This is a genomic window from Bacillus cereus group sp. BfR-BA-01381 (assembly GCF_022663555.1).
GTDB lineage: Bacteria > Bacillota > Bacilli > Bacillales > Bacillaceae_G > Bacillus_A > Bacillus_A pacificus.
This window is the reverse complement of record NZ_JAKUFR010000054.1, coordinates 22,103-36,110: the sequence shown is the minus strand read 5'-3', so window position 1 is coordinate 36,110 and position 14,008 is coordinate 22,103. Positions and strand designations below refer to the sequence as shown.

Sequence of the window (14,008 nt, the reverse complement as noted above, 5' to 3'; positions counted from 1 at the left end):
CCTCCTTCTCCATAGCATGCACTAATTTTCAATTTTTTGTATTTGAAATTGTTGGTTGGTATGCTTTGTGATACGATAAAAAGAAGAATGCTTAGAGAGGAAGTTAATGATGGAGCAAAAGCAAGAGATTCATGCTACGGTGAGCATTAATAATGTGCAGTACGAAGTAATTAAAAACTTTCGTGACGGTTTTAGTGAAGAAGCATTTAAAGAGCGCTATGCAGAAATTTTAAATAAATATGATTACATCGTTGGGGACTGGGGATATGAGCAACTTAGATTGCGCGGCTTCTTTGATGATAGTAACCAGCGTGCGACATATGATACGAAAATTAGTACGTTAACGGAGTATTTATACGAGTACTGTAACTTCGGTTGTGCACACTTCGTATTACGAAAAGTGAAGAAATAAAAAAATCCTCTTACGATTGTAAGAGGATTTTTTGCATATTCTCGCTTATAAACAAATTGATATATAATCGCCTTCAGAAAGTATTGTATTTGGTTTCATTTGTTGTCCGTTCAATTGAATATCTCCGTTTTTAATTTTATCCACAATGAGTGTACGGCTCCAATCTGAAATATATGTGGATAAAGCTTTATCCATCCGGTGGGAACCGAAAACGAGGTCTAATACAATCGTAATTTCAGCTATGCCACTTTCTTTATGCTGTGTAATGGAAATAGTAGTAGTTGTTTCCGTTTGATCTTGCTGCGTCATATCAACTGTTTCAACGTGGTCAGTAAATGATTTATAAATCCGAAGTTTTTGATTCCACGTATGATCTTTCGGACATTTATAAATAGCAAAGCGATATATGTTTTTTCCGTTGGCGTTATGCCTACGAATATTTGTGTCGGTAAATAGGGTAGTGCGTCTGCAATTTTTACAATACTTTTCGATTGTGTTTTGCTCGTTTTCATATAAACTCCAAGAAAGTTGTACTTTCTGCATTTTCCTTCACCTCTTATAGTAGTGGTAAAGGAACGTAATACAGCTATTTGGATGTCTTGTAGTATGAAGACAGGAGAAATAGATAAAAATAAAAGGAGGTTCCCCAAAGAGGAACCTCCGTAAACATCATACTACAGATGCGTTACGCTCCTTTGTAATGGGAATGGGCAGACTACTCCCTTGAAAAAGCGTGGTGCTTTTTTGAGAGTAATGCTATCCAATTGCTGGTCCATTACAAAGTAAATGTTGGCATACGTAGATAACGTCCTTTCTATCCAAATAGATTTATTCTTCATTATAACATGAAGGTTTGAAAATTCAAAATACTTAAAGCGAAAAAACACCAGCTAAAAAGCTGGTGCCTAAGATAAATTATATAAGTTCAAATAAAAATGAGCGTAGTTCTTCTGCAATTTCTTCAGTCATAGAAAATGCGTGCTCTAAGTAGCCTGGTTCGTTTAAATCGTCAGCGCCGATGATTGCGAATTTATTACGCTGCATATCAAGGACAATTGTTTTACCGTAATGACGATCGGAGTATAATAGCGCTAAATCATGACGCTCATTTTCTCCCATAAAGCTAACGAAACGAGTTTTTGTAGCGACAGTGTCGTCGTACAGAAAGAAACGTTCTTCCATACACATGGCTCCTTTTATTAAATATCTAAGTTTAAGTGTGGCTTATGATCTAAATGGTGATGCGTTTTAATGAATCGTACTGTTCTTGTTTTGTAACGCATTACGATAGAGTATGTTTCAGCTAAATCTCCGCCTAGGAATTTCACTCCGTCTAATAACTCACCAGCAGATACACCAGTTGCTGAGAAGATTGCATCATCACCAGATACTAAGTCTTCTAGCATTAGAAGTTGACGAGGGTCTTCTAGTCCCATTTCACGACAACGAGCTTCTTCTTCTTCGTTCATTGGAACTAAGCGAGCTTGCATTTCACCTTCAAGACATTTTAATGCTGCTGCAGAAATAACACCTTCTGGAGCTCCGCCGATACCTACGAATAAGTCGATACCTGTTCCAGGTAGTGCTGTTGCGATTGACGCACCAACATCACCGTCACCAAATAGTTTTACACGTGCACCTTTTGCACGAACACGATCAATAATATCTTGATGACGTTCACGTTCTTGAACGATAACTGTTAGATCGCGAATCTTTTTATTGTTAGCTTCTGCTACAATTTCAATTGTTTTTTCAATTGGATCATCTAAGCTAATTTTACCAGCTGCTTTTGGACCAACCGCGATTTTTTCCATGTACATATCAGGAGCATGAAGAAGGTTTCCTTTATCTGCGATTGCGATAACTGCCATTGCATTTGCAAGACCTTTTGCAACGATGTTTGTACCTTCTAATGGATCAACGGCGATATCTACTTCTGGACCGTTACCTGTTCCTAGTTCTTCACCAATATATAACATTGGTGCTTCATCAAGTTCTCCTTCACCAATTACAACTGTACCTGCCATGTTTACTGAATCGAACATATCACGCATTGCTGTAGTTGCTGCATCATCTGCTTCATTCTTCTTTCCGCGGCCCATCCACTGTGCGGATGCTAATGCTGCTGCTTCTGTTACACGGACAATTTCTAGTGCGAGTTCACGTTCCAAGATTCCATTCCTCCAATTTCAAAAATCATACAAATATAACTATAACAAATAACGGAGAAAAGGTGAATTCGAAAAATTGTCGATTTTTTCAGAAGAAAGCGTTACAATTAAAATGTAAATGCTTTAATTTCCAGGTAGGTGACATTCATGTATTTTGTAGACAGAAAGAAAATAGAACAAATGCTAGTATGTTTAGAACGAGCAACAAGTACATTTCAAGAGAAAAAGATATATGAAACCGAGTTTGAATTTTACGCATTAGAACGCATAGCTCATCTAATGATTGATTCTGTATTAGATGTAGGGAATGCGATGATCGATGGATTTATTATGCGCGATCCAGGAAGCTATGAAGATATTATTGATATTTTAATGGACGAGCGAGTGATAAGTGCAGAAGATGGACAAGGAATGAAAGAAATTATCCTTCTTCGAAAAATGCTTACGCAAGATTATATTCAAATGAATCATGATGAATTATATAAGACGATTCAAAAACATATTGCAGTGGTAGAAAAATACCCAGCAAATATTCGCAGTTATTTAGAGAAGGAATTAGGGCCTGTATCTGCATTTGTACCAGAATAATTATGCTTATAAGATCCCCAAAGAATGCCTTTTGGGGGTCTTATATTGTATGTGAGGGAGAAGGGTGAAACATGGGGGAAGCACGTACGACGAAAGATGAAATTGTACAGTTGTTGAAAGTAAAAGGAGAGCACACGGTAGCGGAACTAGCTGAAATTTTAGAGATTACAGAAATGGCAATTCGAAGACATTTAAGTAATCTTGAGAAAGATGGTTTCATCTATTCCAAGATGGTAAGGCAACATGTCGGAAGACCAACTTATTTGTATGGATTAAGTGAAAAGGGAGAAGATACATTCCCGAAAGAGTATAAGCAATTTGCGATTGATATGCTAGAAGATTTAGCGCGAATGGGCGATGAAAAAATACTTCGTTACGTTTTAAAAGAAAGAACGAAGCGTATGGAAGAACAGTTACAAAAGCGCGTGAGTAATCAAAAGAATTTAGCATATAAAGTGCAAGAGATAGCAGCTATGCAAGAGAAAAATGGTTATATGGTTCAAATTAAGAGAGATGGAGAGAACTCTTTCATAATTGAAAAACAAAACTGTCCGTTAAAGGAAATCGCTGAGAGATTCCCGCAAGTGTGTGAAGATGAAAAAGAGATGTATAATCGTTTATTTGCGAACGCAGATGTGAAAACGCTAGCAAACATGTGCGAGGGCGATTGTAGTTGTTCTTACCAAATAAAAGAGAAAAAATGAACGTTATGGGGCGCTTTAAGGTAAAGCGTTTTTTTCTTTTGGAAAAGCGGGTAATATAAGAGTGATATGATAAGGTGAGAACGTTAGCATAGAAGGAGAGACATAATCGATGTATAAAGGTTACTTAATTGACTTAGACGGTACAATGTATCGCGGAGAAGAACAAATTGAAGAAGCGAGCGACTTCGTCAAAGCGTTAGGAGAGCGCGGTATTCCATATTTATTCGTTACGAATAACTCAACTCGTAAACCAGAACAAGTGGCAGAGAAACTTGTTCGTTTCGATATTCCAGCGAAAGCAGAGCAAGTATTCACAACGAGTATGGCAACAGCAAACTTCATTTACGAACGTAAACAAGACGCAACTGTATATATGATTGGTGAAGAAGGCTTACATGATGCGCTTGTGGAAAAAGGATTTGAACTTGTGGATGAAAATCCTGATTTCGTTGTTGTTGGTTTAGATCGTGACATCACATATGAAAAATTAGCAAAAGCTTGTCTTGCTGTGCGTAACGGCGCAACGTTTATTTCTACAAATGGAGACATTGCCATTCCGACTGAGCGCGGGTTATTACCAGGTAACGGTTCATTAACATCAGTTGTAGCAGTATCAACAGGTGTGGATCCAATCTTTATCGGAAAACCAGAATCAATCATTATGGAACAAGCTTTGAAAGTGCTTGGCATAGAAAAGAATGAAGCATTAATGGTTGGGGATAACTACGATACAGATATTTTAGCAGGAATAAATGCTGGTATGCATACGCTTCTTGTCCACACTGGAGTAACAACTGTGGAGAAGTTAACAGAATACGAAGTTCAACCGACGCAAGTTGTGCATAACTTGACGGAGTGGATTGCGAAGATGTAATGAAATGCAGGTAACCGGAATAGGTTACCTGTTTTTTTATGCATAATTGCATATGCGCTATTGTTATATAAAATGTAAAATTTGTATGTAATGATGTAAGGGGGGAGAATAAGAATGTACTGGATGTCATGTATTATGTTTGTTTTTACATTATGTGTTTTGTTTTTTGTTCTATGGAAAATATATAAAATAAATGAAATGAAAAAAAGCGCAGGAAAACTGATTGCAATGTATCCTCGGGTGAAAAGACGTTGGATTGTATTACTTGGACCAGCATATTTCATTGGACAATGTATGTATATATATGCTCGGTACGTAAGTGGCGATATTCATACAGTTGAACAGTTTCTCATTCAGCTAGGTATTCATGCTGTAGCAAGTTGTTTTATGACTTTAATAGCCATCCATCTTATTAAAAGTGTACAAATATATGAAAAAGGTGTAGTAGACGGATTAAACTTTTATTCATACGAAGAATTAAAAGGCTATAAAACATCAACATGGGAAAATCCAAAAGAAAATATATTTTTATATCGCGGTCGAGAAAAAATGAATGACAATGTGAATTTACTTATTAGACAGGAAGATATGAATGAATTAGAAAGCATTCTTCAAAGATATATTCCGAAATTAATGATGAAATAAAAAACTCCGGTTGTTAAAGCCGGAGTTTTTTTATTAAAATGCACGATTCACAACATCTTTAACCTCTTCAAGATATTGTTTACGCACACTATCATCCACAGAAGGGACACTTGTATAGAATGTATGCTCAATTGTTTCAATGCCTGTAAATTCAAAGATACCAACATCAGCTGTTTTTTTCATTGCTTCAAACATACCGCCTGCTGTGTATGCCTCTTTCGTATTTCCCATTGTAGATAATAATAAGCCTTTTTTACCGCTTAATAACTTCTCGATGCCATTTTCACCGTAAGCATAAGCGAAGCCGTGGCTAAATACACGGTCAACGTATCCTTTTAAAATAGCAGGAAGTCCCGCCCACCAAACTGGATAAATGAATGTAATGCTATCCGCCCAAGAGATATGCTCTTGCTCTTCTTTAATATCTTCTGGTGTGTTTCCTTGAGAAAATGAGATGAAATCGGAAGCGTCTAATACTGGATTAAAGTTTAACTCGTATAGATCGCGAACGCGTACTTCGTGACCTTTTCCTTCTAATTCACTTTTTACCGTTTCTAAAATAGCGTGGTTGAAACTTTCTGTATTCGGGTGTGCATAAACGATTACATGTTTCATTGTTCTTCCTCCTATTTGTGGATATGTGAATAGTTTATCTGTAACCATTATTGTTACTTCATTTGCGAAAGTCAAGTAATACATATGTATGTATAAAAAGACGCCTCAAATCGTCTTTCTATACCCCGCTCATACAAAGTACAAAGAAAACAAATAAAATGATGACAATACCAATGCCGAAGTTAAATACGAGAGTACTATCCATATTATGTAACCTCCTAATTTGAAAGTAAAAAGCACTCTAACCAAGAGTGCTTTTTTATTTTGAGTCTACTTCACAACTTTTAGAAAAGGATTCGTGCATGTAAAGAGTTATATTATTTTATGTGTTTATGCTTTGAAATGAGTAAGTCCTTGTGAGATATAGAAAAAAAGACACTCTTTCGAGTGTCTTTCAAGATGACAAAATGTGCCAATTGCTTGAGTTTGATAAGGCGCTAATATCCGTTTTAACGCCTTTTCTTTGATCAAGAAGTGTAGCAACAGCGATTCGAATAAATTGTACCATTTGTTCCATGGGCGTGCGTATGCAATTGTGCATATTTCAATTATGAGGTAGGTGATGAACTGTGAATGATTTGAAGTGATTTACTTACGATTTCTTCTGCGGCATATATGCCGATTGCATCTGTTTTTACAATATGGGGTTGTAAATGATTATATGTTGCCCCTAATTCACCATGAAGTGGTGCGAAGGCATAGTTCGCCTTTTCAAGCATGCATAAATCAAGTAAAGAATCCCCAGCTGTAATAATAGTATCCATTTGTAGTATTTCTTGTATATATTGCACGGCGTCCCATTTGTTAATTGGTTTTGGTACAAAGTATAGTTTCCTACCTTGAAGTGAATGATTCCAGCCCTGTTTGTCTAACCAGGAAGTGAAGGATGATAATTCATCATAAGGAATGTTCTCTCGTTTAATGATGCAATAGTGGAATAAATCATCAGCCGTTTTTTGTGATATAACCCAATCTTTATGAGCGATTTGTTCAAATTCCTTTAGTATATCGTTCCTCTCTATACATTCTACTGAAATTCTTTTTTTTATTTCTTTGTTCCAAGTAACATCTTGCTTACCGTTATGAAGGATATTACCGCCGTTACTTGTAATGGCATATTCAGGAATGATTTCATTTTGGAATAAAGTAATACGTTGAAATTGTTCAATCGTTCTTGTTGTAACTGGGATAAAATATGAATGCAGTTGCAATTTTATTAGTAGTGAAATGGTTTTATGTGTTATGAAAGAAATTTCTTTTCCATCTAAAGTTTCAATGAGCTGAATTGAATTATCTTCTATATGAGCACGAAATGATTTACGGGAATAAATAAGTGTCTGATCAAGATCACTGGCGAAAATCATATCGTATTCCCCCTAAGAGGCTTAATGAGTCCGCAACATGAATAAGTCATATTCTCATATATTTCAACAGGGACATTCTTTTCTTTAGCGAGAAGTAAAATATGCCTTAAATCAGGAGTGTCTTGCTTTCGTATTAAAATTTTCCACGGTATTCTCCGGAGTAATACGCGAGTTGTTTCACCGACTCCTGGTTTAATTAGATTAATATCATCAATTTCAAAGTGAGTTTGGATAGATTGTATATCTTTTAATCCTTGCCAAGATGGATCGGTGTATGTTGAAGCAATATAATGTAATTGATTATCTATATGAGAATGAACAGAAGGGAATAAATCTGTTATCTCATCGATAAAGAAATTTGATAAATCTTCTTGTTCTAGCTCTTTATAGTATTTAACACCATGAAAATCATTTGGGCCAATATAGGTGTCATTTAGTACAGTGCGGCTAATTAGTCCAGAGACGGTCGCATTTAAGCAAGCACTAGGGATAAGAAAATCTTCGCGTGTACCGTAAATTGAAGTACAGTAACCGGGATCAGCAAGTACAGCCATACAATGAGAAAGGTGTGTATTATTTCTCTCGTTAAATGTATGTACTGCCTGTTCCAATTCCTTTTTTATTGCACCCTTTCCAGTCCAGCCATCAATGAATTGAATTGTTTCTTTAGGATGATGTTCTAAAATATAGTGAAGTGCATTTTCATCGATGCCGCGTCCACGAATAATAGAAATACAATAGTGAGGTACATCAAGGTTATATTGATAGCGTATGTAGCGTTTTATAAGAATACCAATAGGTGTACCAGCACGCGCTAATGAGACGAGGACGAGATTCGTTCCTTTAGTCTGTATAATTTGTTCAGCGACAACTCCGACAGCGATGGCTAGTTTGTGTTTGTAATGTTGCAGGGAAGAAAAGAATAAATCCATATATGCTTTAGATGGTTTATATTCCGTTGGTAACATTTCAGAATAATGTATGCCAGCTTGAATGGCTTGTTCTCTCGTTTCTGTGGAACTTTCTTTCATTAAATCGCTAATATCTTTTAATAGAAAAATAGCATCATTTGGATCGTAACTACTAATATGGGAATTTACCTTTACCATAATTATCAACCTTCCTTTTCTATGCTATTTGAAAATGAGACGATATGAATACAAGGAATAACTGTTTGTAACTGCTGTAGAAGAGGCGATAAGGCTTCTTCTCCTACATCACGTTCCATAAACACAAATACTTCATCGTAATCATGAGGTGAAATATTATAAAAGTAATTTGTAATAGTAGAATCTTCGGGATTTGGATACGAGAAATGATTATGAATGGCGTAGTTCACATCATTTGAAACAGGATGGATAGGGCTTCGTGTTGTAGATTGATATAAAATATTTTCACCCATTTCAGCAGCAATTTTCATTGGAATATACATAAACTCACCCGTTCCGAGGCAGAGTGTTCGTTTTCCAATTCTTTTTCTTTGTAACATTTTTCCTGCTTCTTGAGCAAAAGAATGAATGTGCTTTTGTTCATATGATGAAATGCCAAAGCGTCCAGTATATTTTATATAATTTGATGTATAGGATAATGCCGGACAAATAATCGTATGTTTTTTGAAATAAGGTTTTGTTTTTTCAATAGGAGTATCTGTTTTTGTAATATTCAATGGCTGGCCAGTTGTGTGAATGCGGCCTTCTAATAAAGAAATAACATGAATTTTTATTTGAAGTTCTTCTTCTAGTTGTTTAAATTGTCTTCTATTAGTATTAGAACGCCAGTCTAATAACGAAGCGATGGTATACTCTTCTCGTGGAAATTGCTGTTGAATAGACCTGATAATATTTAGTGCGGTTTTCCCAGTTGTCATCTCATCATCTACGAGAACAATTGGATTGTTGTTTTGAAAAAAGCTTTTATCTACATAACAACGGTGTGAGGTTGCATGGGAATGTTCTTCCTCAAATGTAATGACAGATTCGAGATTGGGTATCGATTCCCTAGTTGTATGTACATACTTTGCATTTTGAAAGCATTGAAACATAGAATGGCCAAGTGCTGTTGCTGTTTCAGCGAATCCGATAAATAACACTTCTTCTTGTAAGGGATATTGATAACGAAATACTTCCTCTGGAATTTTATCAATTTCTAATGAAATAAGATTTAAAACTTCTTTTTGAAATGGATGAAAAGTATTATGTAGTATTTCCATATATCTTGCAGCGAGAGCAAATCCACTTGCTAGAGAGACTGCAGGTTTAATAGGAAGATGCTTTCCAAGAATTGTACTTACAAATAAAAAACTCCGCTTCTTATTGATTCTCGCAGCCATTTGAAAAAGATTGTCTAATTCTAAGTTATATGGATTATCACGTACTTCTACATGAACCTTTATATTATTCAAAACGTTATACGTGTTGTTTTGCGTTTGTAATAAGGAGATCGGTGAATTGTTTGTTTTCATGTAGCACCCCGTAAATATTAGATTTTAAAATGGTTTTGCGAGCCCAGTTATAATGGGGCTTTACTTCATTCATTTTGTTAGCAAAACTGCTTTTTAGCACTCCGTTATACGTATTTGCATGTTGTAAAATTGACCTTGCGTCTAAATAATCTTCCATTGTAACAATGTGCATTGCTTGTACAACTTTAATATGAGATGGGTGAATGACTGTCTTTCCGATTAATCCATTTGCATGGTCAAGCGATACCTCTTGAATGAGCCCTTCTTCGTAATCATTAGAAAAATATTCCCATACACATCCTGAAATAACATATCCATTTGTTGCTCTGGAGAAAATATTAATAATGTCGGAAATACAATCACGAACAACAGTAATATGATAGATAGGGGTGTATTTATTACGCCGAATACCAAATATGCTTGAAAAATCAGTAGCACCAATGCGTACATTTAAGATGTAATCACGATAGGAATCTAGTAGATCTTTTATTTGTAACAATGATTCTACACGTGTTTCTCTATACATAATTTCTGGTGATTCTAAAATCGGCATTCCATAAAGGGATAATGAATATAGCTTGTTTATATAGGCAAGCTGATCGATATAAGACTTTCCATTAACGGGTGTGAATTTTGGAAAGACAAAACCACATAAGCAATGAACCGCACTACCTAATTCAGTAACAATTGTCCTCATTTGACTTGGCTGTCGAACTCTAATAAAAAGAAGGGGGATGTCTGCTTGATTTAGTATGTTAGCACTGACCAAGTTGGCGATTTGCTGTATTTGAAAGACGATATTTTGCTCTGCAAACTTTACTTCCTTATCGCTGATAGAGTCTTCTAGACAAAAAATAATCGAGGTAGCTTCCACATGTTTTTTTCTAATTATATCTTCCGCGATCGTTTCTTTCGTGCCAGGAGTATATAGTGTAGCACCTAATGCGTACGCTAATTGCTCTTTCTCTATATTTTTTGAAAAACTAAGAGGTTCTTTATAGAAAAAATTTTGACGTTCTTCTAAGGAGAGATAAGAAAAATAATTCAAATTGTCACCACCTTATTTCAAATAATTCTGTTTAATCGTAACATAATAAGAAAAATCTTCCATAAAAATAAAGTGAGAAATTAAAAAAACATATTGAGAAAGATGAATTATAAGATGAGTATCGAATATTGTTAGTAGAAATATAATAGGGGGAAGAGAAAGTGGAAATACATGAGCTGACGGTAGAAGAAGCAAATGAGATAAATACGTGGACGTACGAAGAACCCTATAATTTATATAGTTTTTCAGGCGAGAAAGAAGTAATAGAGGAATTATTAGATGGGACGTATTATGGCTGTTGTGACGATAAGGGAGAGTTTATCGGCTATTTTTGTTTTGGGGAAAATGCACAAGTGCCAGGGGAAGAGATGCTCATTTATATGGTGGAGAAGATGTAATTGATATCGGACTTGGCATGAAGCCGGCGTTAACAGGGAAAGGGCTGGGGAAAATGTTTTTTCAAGCTGGGATAGCCTTTGCTGTTAAAGAATTTAAGCTGAAAACGTTTCGACTTAGTGTAGCGACATTTAATACAAGAGCGATTGCGCTTTATAAAAACATAGGTTTTCAGCAAGGCCCTATTTTTTTGAGCCGAGGAAGAGAATTTATGCTCATGGAATACAAAAGACCGTCAGTATAACACTGACGGTCTTTCATATTTTACTCCGAATGCTCAGCTCTGTGCGCTAAGCGGCTTGAAGCGGCAGCAGCGATTCCGCCAACGATATCATCAAGGAATGTATGCACCTTTCCAGTTGATTTATCATTTAAGTATTCTAAAATACCAGGTTTTAATTTATCGATATATCCAAAGTTCGTGAAACCGATAGAACCGTACACGTTAACGATAGAAAGTGCGATCACTTCATCAATTCCGTATAAGCCTTCATCACGTTTTACGATATCTTGTAACGGCTCACTTAACATTCCTTTTTCAGCAAGGACATCGAGTTCGATACCAGTAATTAGTGCATTCTGTACTTCGCGTTTTGATAATACACGCTCAACGTTATAACGGCATTCTGACATCTCTAAATTTGGATGATATTTTTTTTGAAGAAAATGAACAAGCTCAGCAATATCATCAATTGTTACACCGCGTTCTTGTAATAGTTGCAATGCTCTTTCTTGTAGTTGATTTGATTCTTTCATGTTTATCACCTTTTTTTCTTTTTAGTATTTGTATACGTTTCGTTGCTTTATCATGTGCATAGGAATGAAAGGCGAGCACAAGCTCATATATATAAAGAAAAACCATAGGTGGCGACTGCGATGATTCATCATATTTATGAGCATTATCATATGCATGTTAAAGAATTAATCCCCCTTGGCCCCTATAAAAGCTTTTGGATTCGCAACAAAATTTATGTACTTGTTCCAATTGGAGAAATGGAGGAAGAAGTACTTGTAGAGATGAAAAAGCTCAGTGATTATATGAACCAGCAAGGGGATATAACTGTAGCGACTTTCGTTCCGACTATACACGGCTACTATGTAAGTGAGATAGAAGAACAAAATTACTGCTTATTAAAAGGTATGCGCGCGTTAGAACGACATGCTATGTCATTAGGGAGTGAGCTTTCTATATTCCATAAACGAGGTGCATTCTTTCCAGAAGAAATTGAGCAATTAAGCCGCATTGGTGAATGGAAAGCGTTATGGGAAAAAAGGCTCGATCAGTTAGAAAAGTTTTGGCAATCACAAGTGATGAACCACCCTACAGACGTATTCGATCAATTGTTTATTGAATCCTTCCCGTATTACTTAGGAGTTGCGGAAAATGCCATTCAATACGTTGTTGATACAGAGATGGATGATACGCCGCAATTAACGGATGCAGCAACCATTTGCCAAGAACGATTCACACCTTTATTATGGCATCAAACGAAGCGTCTCAAACTCCCTTTTGACTGGGTGTATGATCATCCAACTCGAGATATAGCAGAATGGATTCGCTATATGATGATTGAAAAAAAGAAAGACTGGGAGCAAACAATCGTTCAATTTGTTACAGATTATGAACGGAACTATTCGCTATCCTCATTTGGGTGGCGCCTATTATTTGCAAGGCTCTTGTTCCCACTTCACTATTTTGAAACAGTCGAACGATATTACCAAACTGGAAACGAAGAACAAAAAAGCATATATAGAGATCGCTTAGAAGCCATTTTACACGATGTGAACCGCTCTGAGCAATTTATGAAGCATTTTTATGGCTCACTCCGTTTACCAGTTGATAAGCTCGGGATTAGAAAATTAGATTGGTTATCTTAAAAATATAAAAAAGAGACCGATTGAGGTCTCTTTTTTATATACCACAATTATATGTAATACATTATGCCCCTACCTGTTGATCTGCACATATATTTAAAATGAATTGATGTTGTTCGATTTTTTCATTTACTTTACTCAATAATTCTTGCTGGATTTCTTTAAATAAAAATTGATAGCTCGCATTCCATGTCGGTATAACGGATGAAAGGTCTAATAAATACTCTTTTTTCTTTTCTAGTTCTTGAATTGTTAAAAACGTGTTCCCCATTTTTGGCATGTGTCGTCCCCCTATGTTTTTTACTTTATATGTGTGAACGATTCACTATATAGTATCAATTATCGCATTTTTTGAGAAGGATTTCCAATTCTGTTTTATGATGTTAACGGATAAATGTGATTTGTATAAAAAAAGGAGACCAAATTTGGTCTCCTTTTAGCAAGTGGCTTTGAACGAGCCGCTAGATGATATCCAGCTCCAGCGGCTAGAACAGTCGGCCATTTCGCGCCTTCCTGTGAGGCAAAAAGCGCCTCTTCGTCAGGAGCTCCAATGACCTCCTGTTCTGAACGAGCCGCTTCCGCTTTTAATTAAAATACTTGTTCTACTTCGATAACGCCTGGTACTTCTTCAAGTAACGCGCGTTCGATACCAGCTTTTAGTGTGATTGTAGAACTTGGGCAGCTTCCGCATGCACCCATAAGGCGTAATTTTACGATACCTTCTTCAATGTCTACTAATTCAACGTCTCCGCCATCGCGAAGTAAGAATGGACGTAATTTATCTAATACTTCTAGTACTTGTTCTTGCATATGTGGGTTTTCCATTTTTATCGACTCCTTTCATCAGTTTTATTA

General features: G+C 36.1%; 17 protein-coding genes and 1 pseudogene. 7 read left to right on the top strand and 11 right to left on the bottom strand.

Translation table 11 applies throughout. The annotated features are described in order from the left end of the window. Positions 1-109 precede the first annotated feature (109 nt). A complete protein-coding gene (locus MR079_RS18270; protein ID WP_000435943.1) occupies positions 110-412 on the top strand; it encodes a YutD family protein in 303 nt (100 codons plus the stop codon). Between the two features lie 45 nt (positions 413-457). On the opposite strand, the gene MR079_RS18265 is transcribed toward MR079_RS18270, so the two are convergent. The 3 genes from MR079_RS18265 to glpX form a co-directional block, all read right to left on the bottom strand. Then, positions 458-955 carry a cytoplasmic protein gene (locus tag MR079_RS18265; protein ID WP_139868211.1) on the bottom strand — a complete coding sequence of 166 codons (498 nt, stop codon included), beginning with the start codon at positions 953-955 and terminating at the stop codon, positions 458-460. 372 nt (positions 956-1,327) lie between these two features. After that, positions 1,328-1,594, bottom strand: coding sequence for a DUF3055 domain-containing protein (locus MR079_RS18260; protein WP_000392606.1), 267 nt, complete (start codon positions 1,592-1,594; stop codon positions 1,328-1,330). A 17-nt stretch (positions 1,595-1,611) separates the two neighbouring features. Continuing rightward, complete coding sequence (gene glpX / locus MR079_RS18255) at positions 1,612-2,583, bottom strand: class II fructose-bisphosphatase (RefSeq protein WP_000439091.1); 972 nt, start codon at positions 2,581-2,583, stop codon at positions 1,612-1,614. Between the two features lie 147 nt (positions 2,584-2,730). On the opposite strand from glpX, the gene MR079_RS18250 reads away from it, so the two are divergent. The 4 genes from MR079_RS18250 to MR079_RS18235 all read left to right on the top strand — a co-directional run bounded on the left by MR079_RS18250 (position 2,731) and on the right by MR079_RS18235 (position 5,394). Next, entirely contained in the window at positions 2,731-3,171 is a 441-nt protein-coding gene (locus tag MR079_RS18250) for a DUF86 domain-containing protein (protein WP_000274012.1), read from the top strand. 71 nt (positions 3,172-3,242) lie between these two features. Then, on the top strand, positions 3,243-3,875 hold the full coding sequence (locus tag MR079_RS18245) for a helix-turn-helix transcriptional regulator (RefSeq protein WP_242294399.1): 633 nt from the start codon (positions 3,243-3,245) through the stop codon (positions 3,873-3,875). 109 nt (positions 3,876-3,984) lie between these two features. Beyond that, positions 3,985-4,749: a TIGR01457 family HAD-type hydrolase gene (locus MR079_RS18240; RefSeq protein ID WP_242294398.1), complete on the top strand. Its 765-nt coding sequence runs from the start codon at positions 3,985-3,987 to the stop codon at positions 4,747-4,749. A 114-nt stretch (positions 4,750-4,863) separates the two neighbouring features. After that, complete coding sequence (locus MR079_RS18235) at positions 4,864-5,394, top strand: hypothetical protein (RefSeq protein WP_000289896.1); 531 nt, start codon at positions 4,864-4,866, stop codon at positions 5,392-5,394. A gap of 33 nt (positions 5,395-5,427) precedes the next feature. On the opposite strand, the gene MR079_RS18230 is transcribed toward MR079_RS18235, so the two are convergent. The 5 genes from MR079_RS18230 to MR079_RS18210 form a co-directional block, all read right to left on the bottom strand. Then, a complete protein-coding gene (locus MR079_RS18230) occupies positions 5,428-6,009 on the bottom strand; it encodes an NAD(P)H-dependent oxidoreductase (protein ID WP_242294397.1) in 582 nt (193 codons plus the stop codon). A gap of 548 nt (positions 6,010-6,557) precedes the next feature. Beyond that, complete coding sequence (locus MR079_RS18225) at positions 6,558-7,373, bottom strand: HAD family hydrolase (RefSeq protein ID WP_139868203.1); 816 nt, start codon at positions 7,371-7,373, stop codon at positions 6,558-6,560. Further along, the gene (locus MR079_RS18220) at positions 7,370-8,482 is read right to left on the bottom strand and encodes a cysteine protease StiP family protein (RefSeq protein ID WP_242294396.1); all 1,113 of its coding nucleotides are present in this window, start codon (positions 8,480-8,482) and stop codon (positions 7,370-7,372) included. Before MR079_RS18220 ends, MR079_RS18225 begins: the two co-directional genes overlap by 4 nt. 5 nt (positions 8,483-8,487) lie before the next feature. Further along, the gene (locus tag MR079_RS18215; RefSeq protein WP_139868199.1) at positions 8,488-9,834 is read right to left on the bottom strand and encodes a phosphoribosyltransferase family protein; all 1,347 of its coding nucleotides are present in this window, start codon (positions 9,832-9,834) and stop codon (positions 8,488-8,490) included. Continuing rightward, positions 9,779-10,882, bottom strand: a complete 1,104-nt coding sequence (locus MR079_RS18210; RefSeq protein WP_139868197.1) for an HpcH/HpaI aldolase/citrate lyase family protein — start codon at positions 10,880-10,882, stop codon at positions 9,779-9,781. The genes MR079_RS18215 and MR079_RS18210 overlap by 56 nt, the downstream gene beginning before the upstream one ends. Before the next feature lie 161 nt (positions 10,883-11,043). Here MR079_RS18210 and MR079_RS18205 point away from each other — a divergent pair. Then, a pseudogene (locus tag MR079_RS18205) lies at positions 11,044-11,522 on the top strand (GNAT family N-acetyltransferase). 20 nt (positions 11,523-11,542) lie between these two features. Here the strand turns inward: MR079_RS18205 and MR079_RS18200 are convergent. Beyond that, positions 11,543-12,034, bottom strand: coding sequence for a phosphatidylglycerophosphatase A family protein (locus MR079_RS18200; protein WP_000665103.1), 492 nt, complete (start codon positions 12,032-12,034; stop codon positions 11,543-11,545). 120 nt (positions 12,035-12,154) lie between these two features. Between MR079_RS18200 and yutH the strand changes: the two genes are divergently transcribed. Then, entirely contained in the window at positions 12,155-13,156 is a 1,002-nt protein-coding gene (gene yutH / locus MR079_RS18195; RefSeq protein WP_016718817.1) for a spore coat putative kinase YutH, read from the top strand. A gap of 61 nt (positions 13,157-13,217) precedes the next feature. Here the strand turns inward: yutH and MR079_RS18190 are convergent, their stop codons facing one another. After that, complete coding sequence (locus MR079_RS18190; protein WP_001125488.1) at positions 13,218-13,433, bottom strand: hypothetical protein; 216 nt, start codon at positions 13,431-13,433, stop codon at positions 13,218-13,220. A gap of 308 nt (positions 13,434-13,741) precedes the next feature. Beyond that, positions 13,742-13,978, bottom strand: coding sequence for a NifU family protein (locus MR079_RS18185; protein WP_000431159.1), 237 nt, complete (start codon positions 13,976-13,978; stop codon positions 13,742-13,744). Positions 13,979-14,008: the final 30 nt, after the last annotated feature.

Excerpts from the sequence above, each read along its gene's own strand:
- MR079_RS18270 (WP_000435943.1), top strand. The coding sequence starts at position 110 with ATGGAGCAAAAGCAAGAGATTCATGCTACGGTGAGCATTAATAATGTG.
- MR079_RS18265 (WP_139868211.1), bottom strand. The coding sequence starts at position 955 with ATGCAGAAAGTACAACTTTCTTGGAGTTTATATGAAAACGAGCAAAAC.
- MR079_RS18260 (WP_000392606.1), bottom strand. The coding sequence starts at position 1,594 with ATGGAAGAACGTTTCTTTCTGTACGACGACACTGTCGCTACAAAAACT.
- MR079_RS18250 (WP_000274012.1), top strand. The coding sequence starts at position 2,731 with ATGTATTTTGTAGACAGAAAGAAAATAGAACAAATGCTAGTATGTTTA.
- MR079_RS18245 (WP_242294399.1), top strand. The coding sequence starts at position 3,243 with ATGGGGGAAGCACGTACGACGAAAGATGAAATTGTACAGTTGTTGAAA.
- MR079_RS18240 (WP_242294398.1), top strand. The coding sequence starts at position 3,985 with ATGTATAAAGGTTACTTAATTGACTTAGACGGTACAATGTATCGCGGA.
- MR079_RS18235 (WP_000289896.1), top strand. The coding sequence starts at position 4,864 with ATGTACTGGATGTCATGTATTATGTTTGTTTTTACATTATGTGTTTTG.
- MR079_RS18230 (WP_242294397.1), bottom strand. The coding sequence starts at position 6,009 with ATGAAACATGTAATCGTTTATGCACACCCGAATACAGAAAGTTTCAAC.
- MR079_RS18225 (WP_139868203.1), bottom strand. The coding sequence starts at position 7,373 with ATGATTTTCGCCAGTGATCTTGATCAGACACTTATTTATTCCCGTAAA.
- MR079_RS18220 (WP_242294396.1), bottom strand. The coding sequence starts at position 8,482 with ATGGTAAAGGTAAATTCCCATATTAGTAGTTACGATCCAAATGATGCT.
- MR079_RS18215 (WP_139868199.1), bottom strand. The coding sequence starts at position 9,834 with ATGAAAACAAACAATTCACCGATCTCCTTATTACAAACGCAAAACAAC.
- MR079_RS18200 (WP_000665103.1), bottom strand. The coding sequence starts at position 12,034 with ATGAAAGAATCAAATCAACTACAAGAAAGAGCATTGCAACTATTACAA.
- yutH (WP_016718817.1), top strand. The coding sequence starts at position 12,155 with ATGATTCATCATATTTATGAGCATTATCATATGCATGTTAAAGAATTA.
- MR079_RS18190 (WP_001125488.1), bottom strand. The coding sequence starts at position 13,433 with ATGCCAAAAATGGGGAACACGTTTTTAACAATTCAAGAACTAGAAAAG.
- MR079_RS18185 (WP_000431159.1), bottom strand. The coding sequence starts at position 13,978 with ATGGAAAACCCACATATGCAAGAACAAGTACTAGAAGTATTAGATAAA.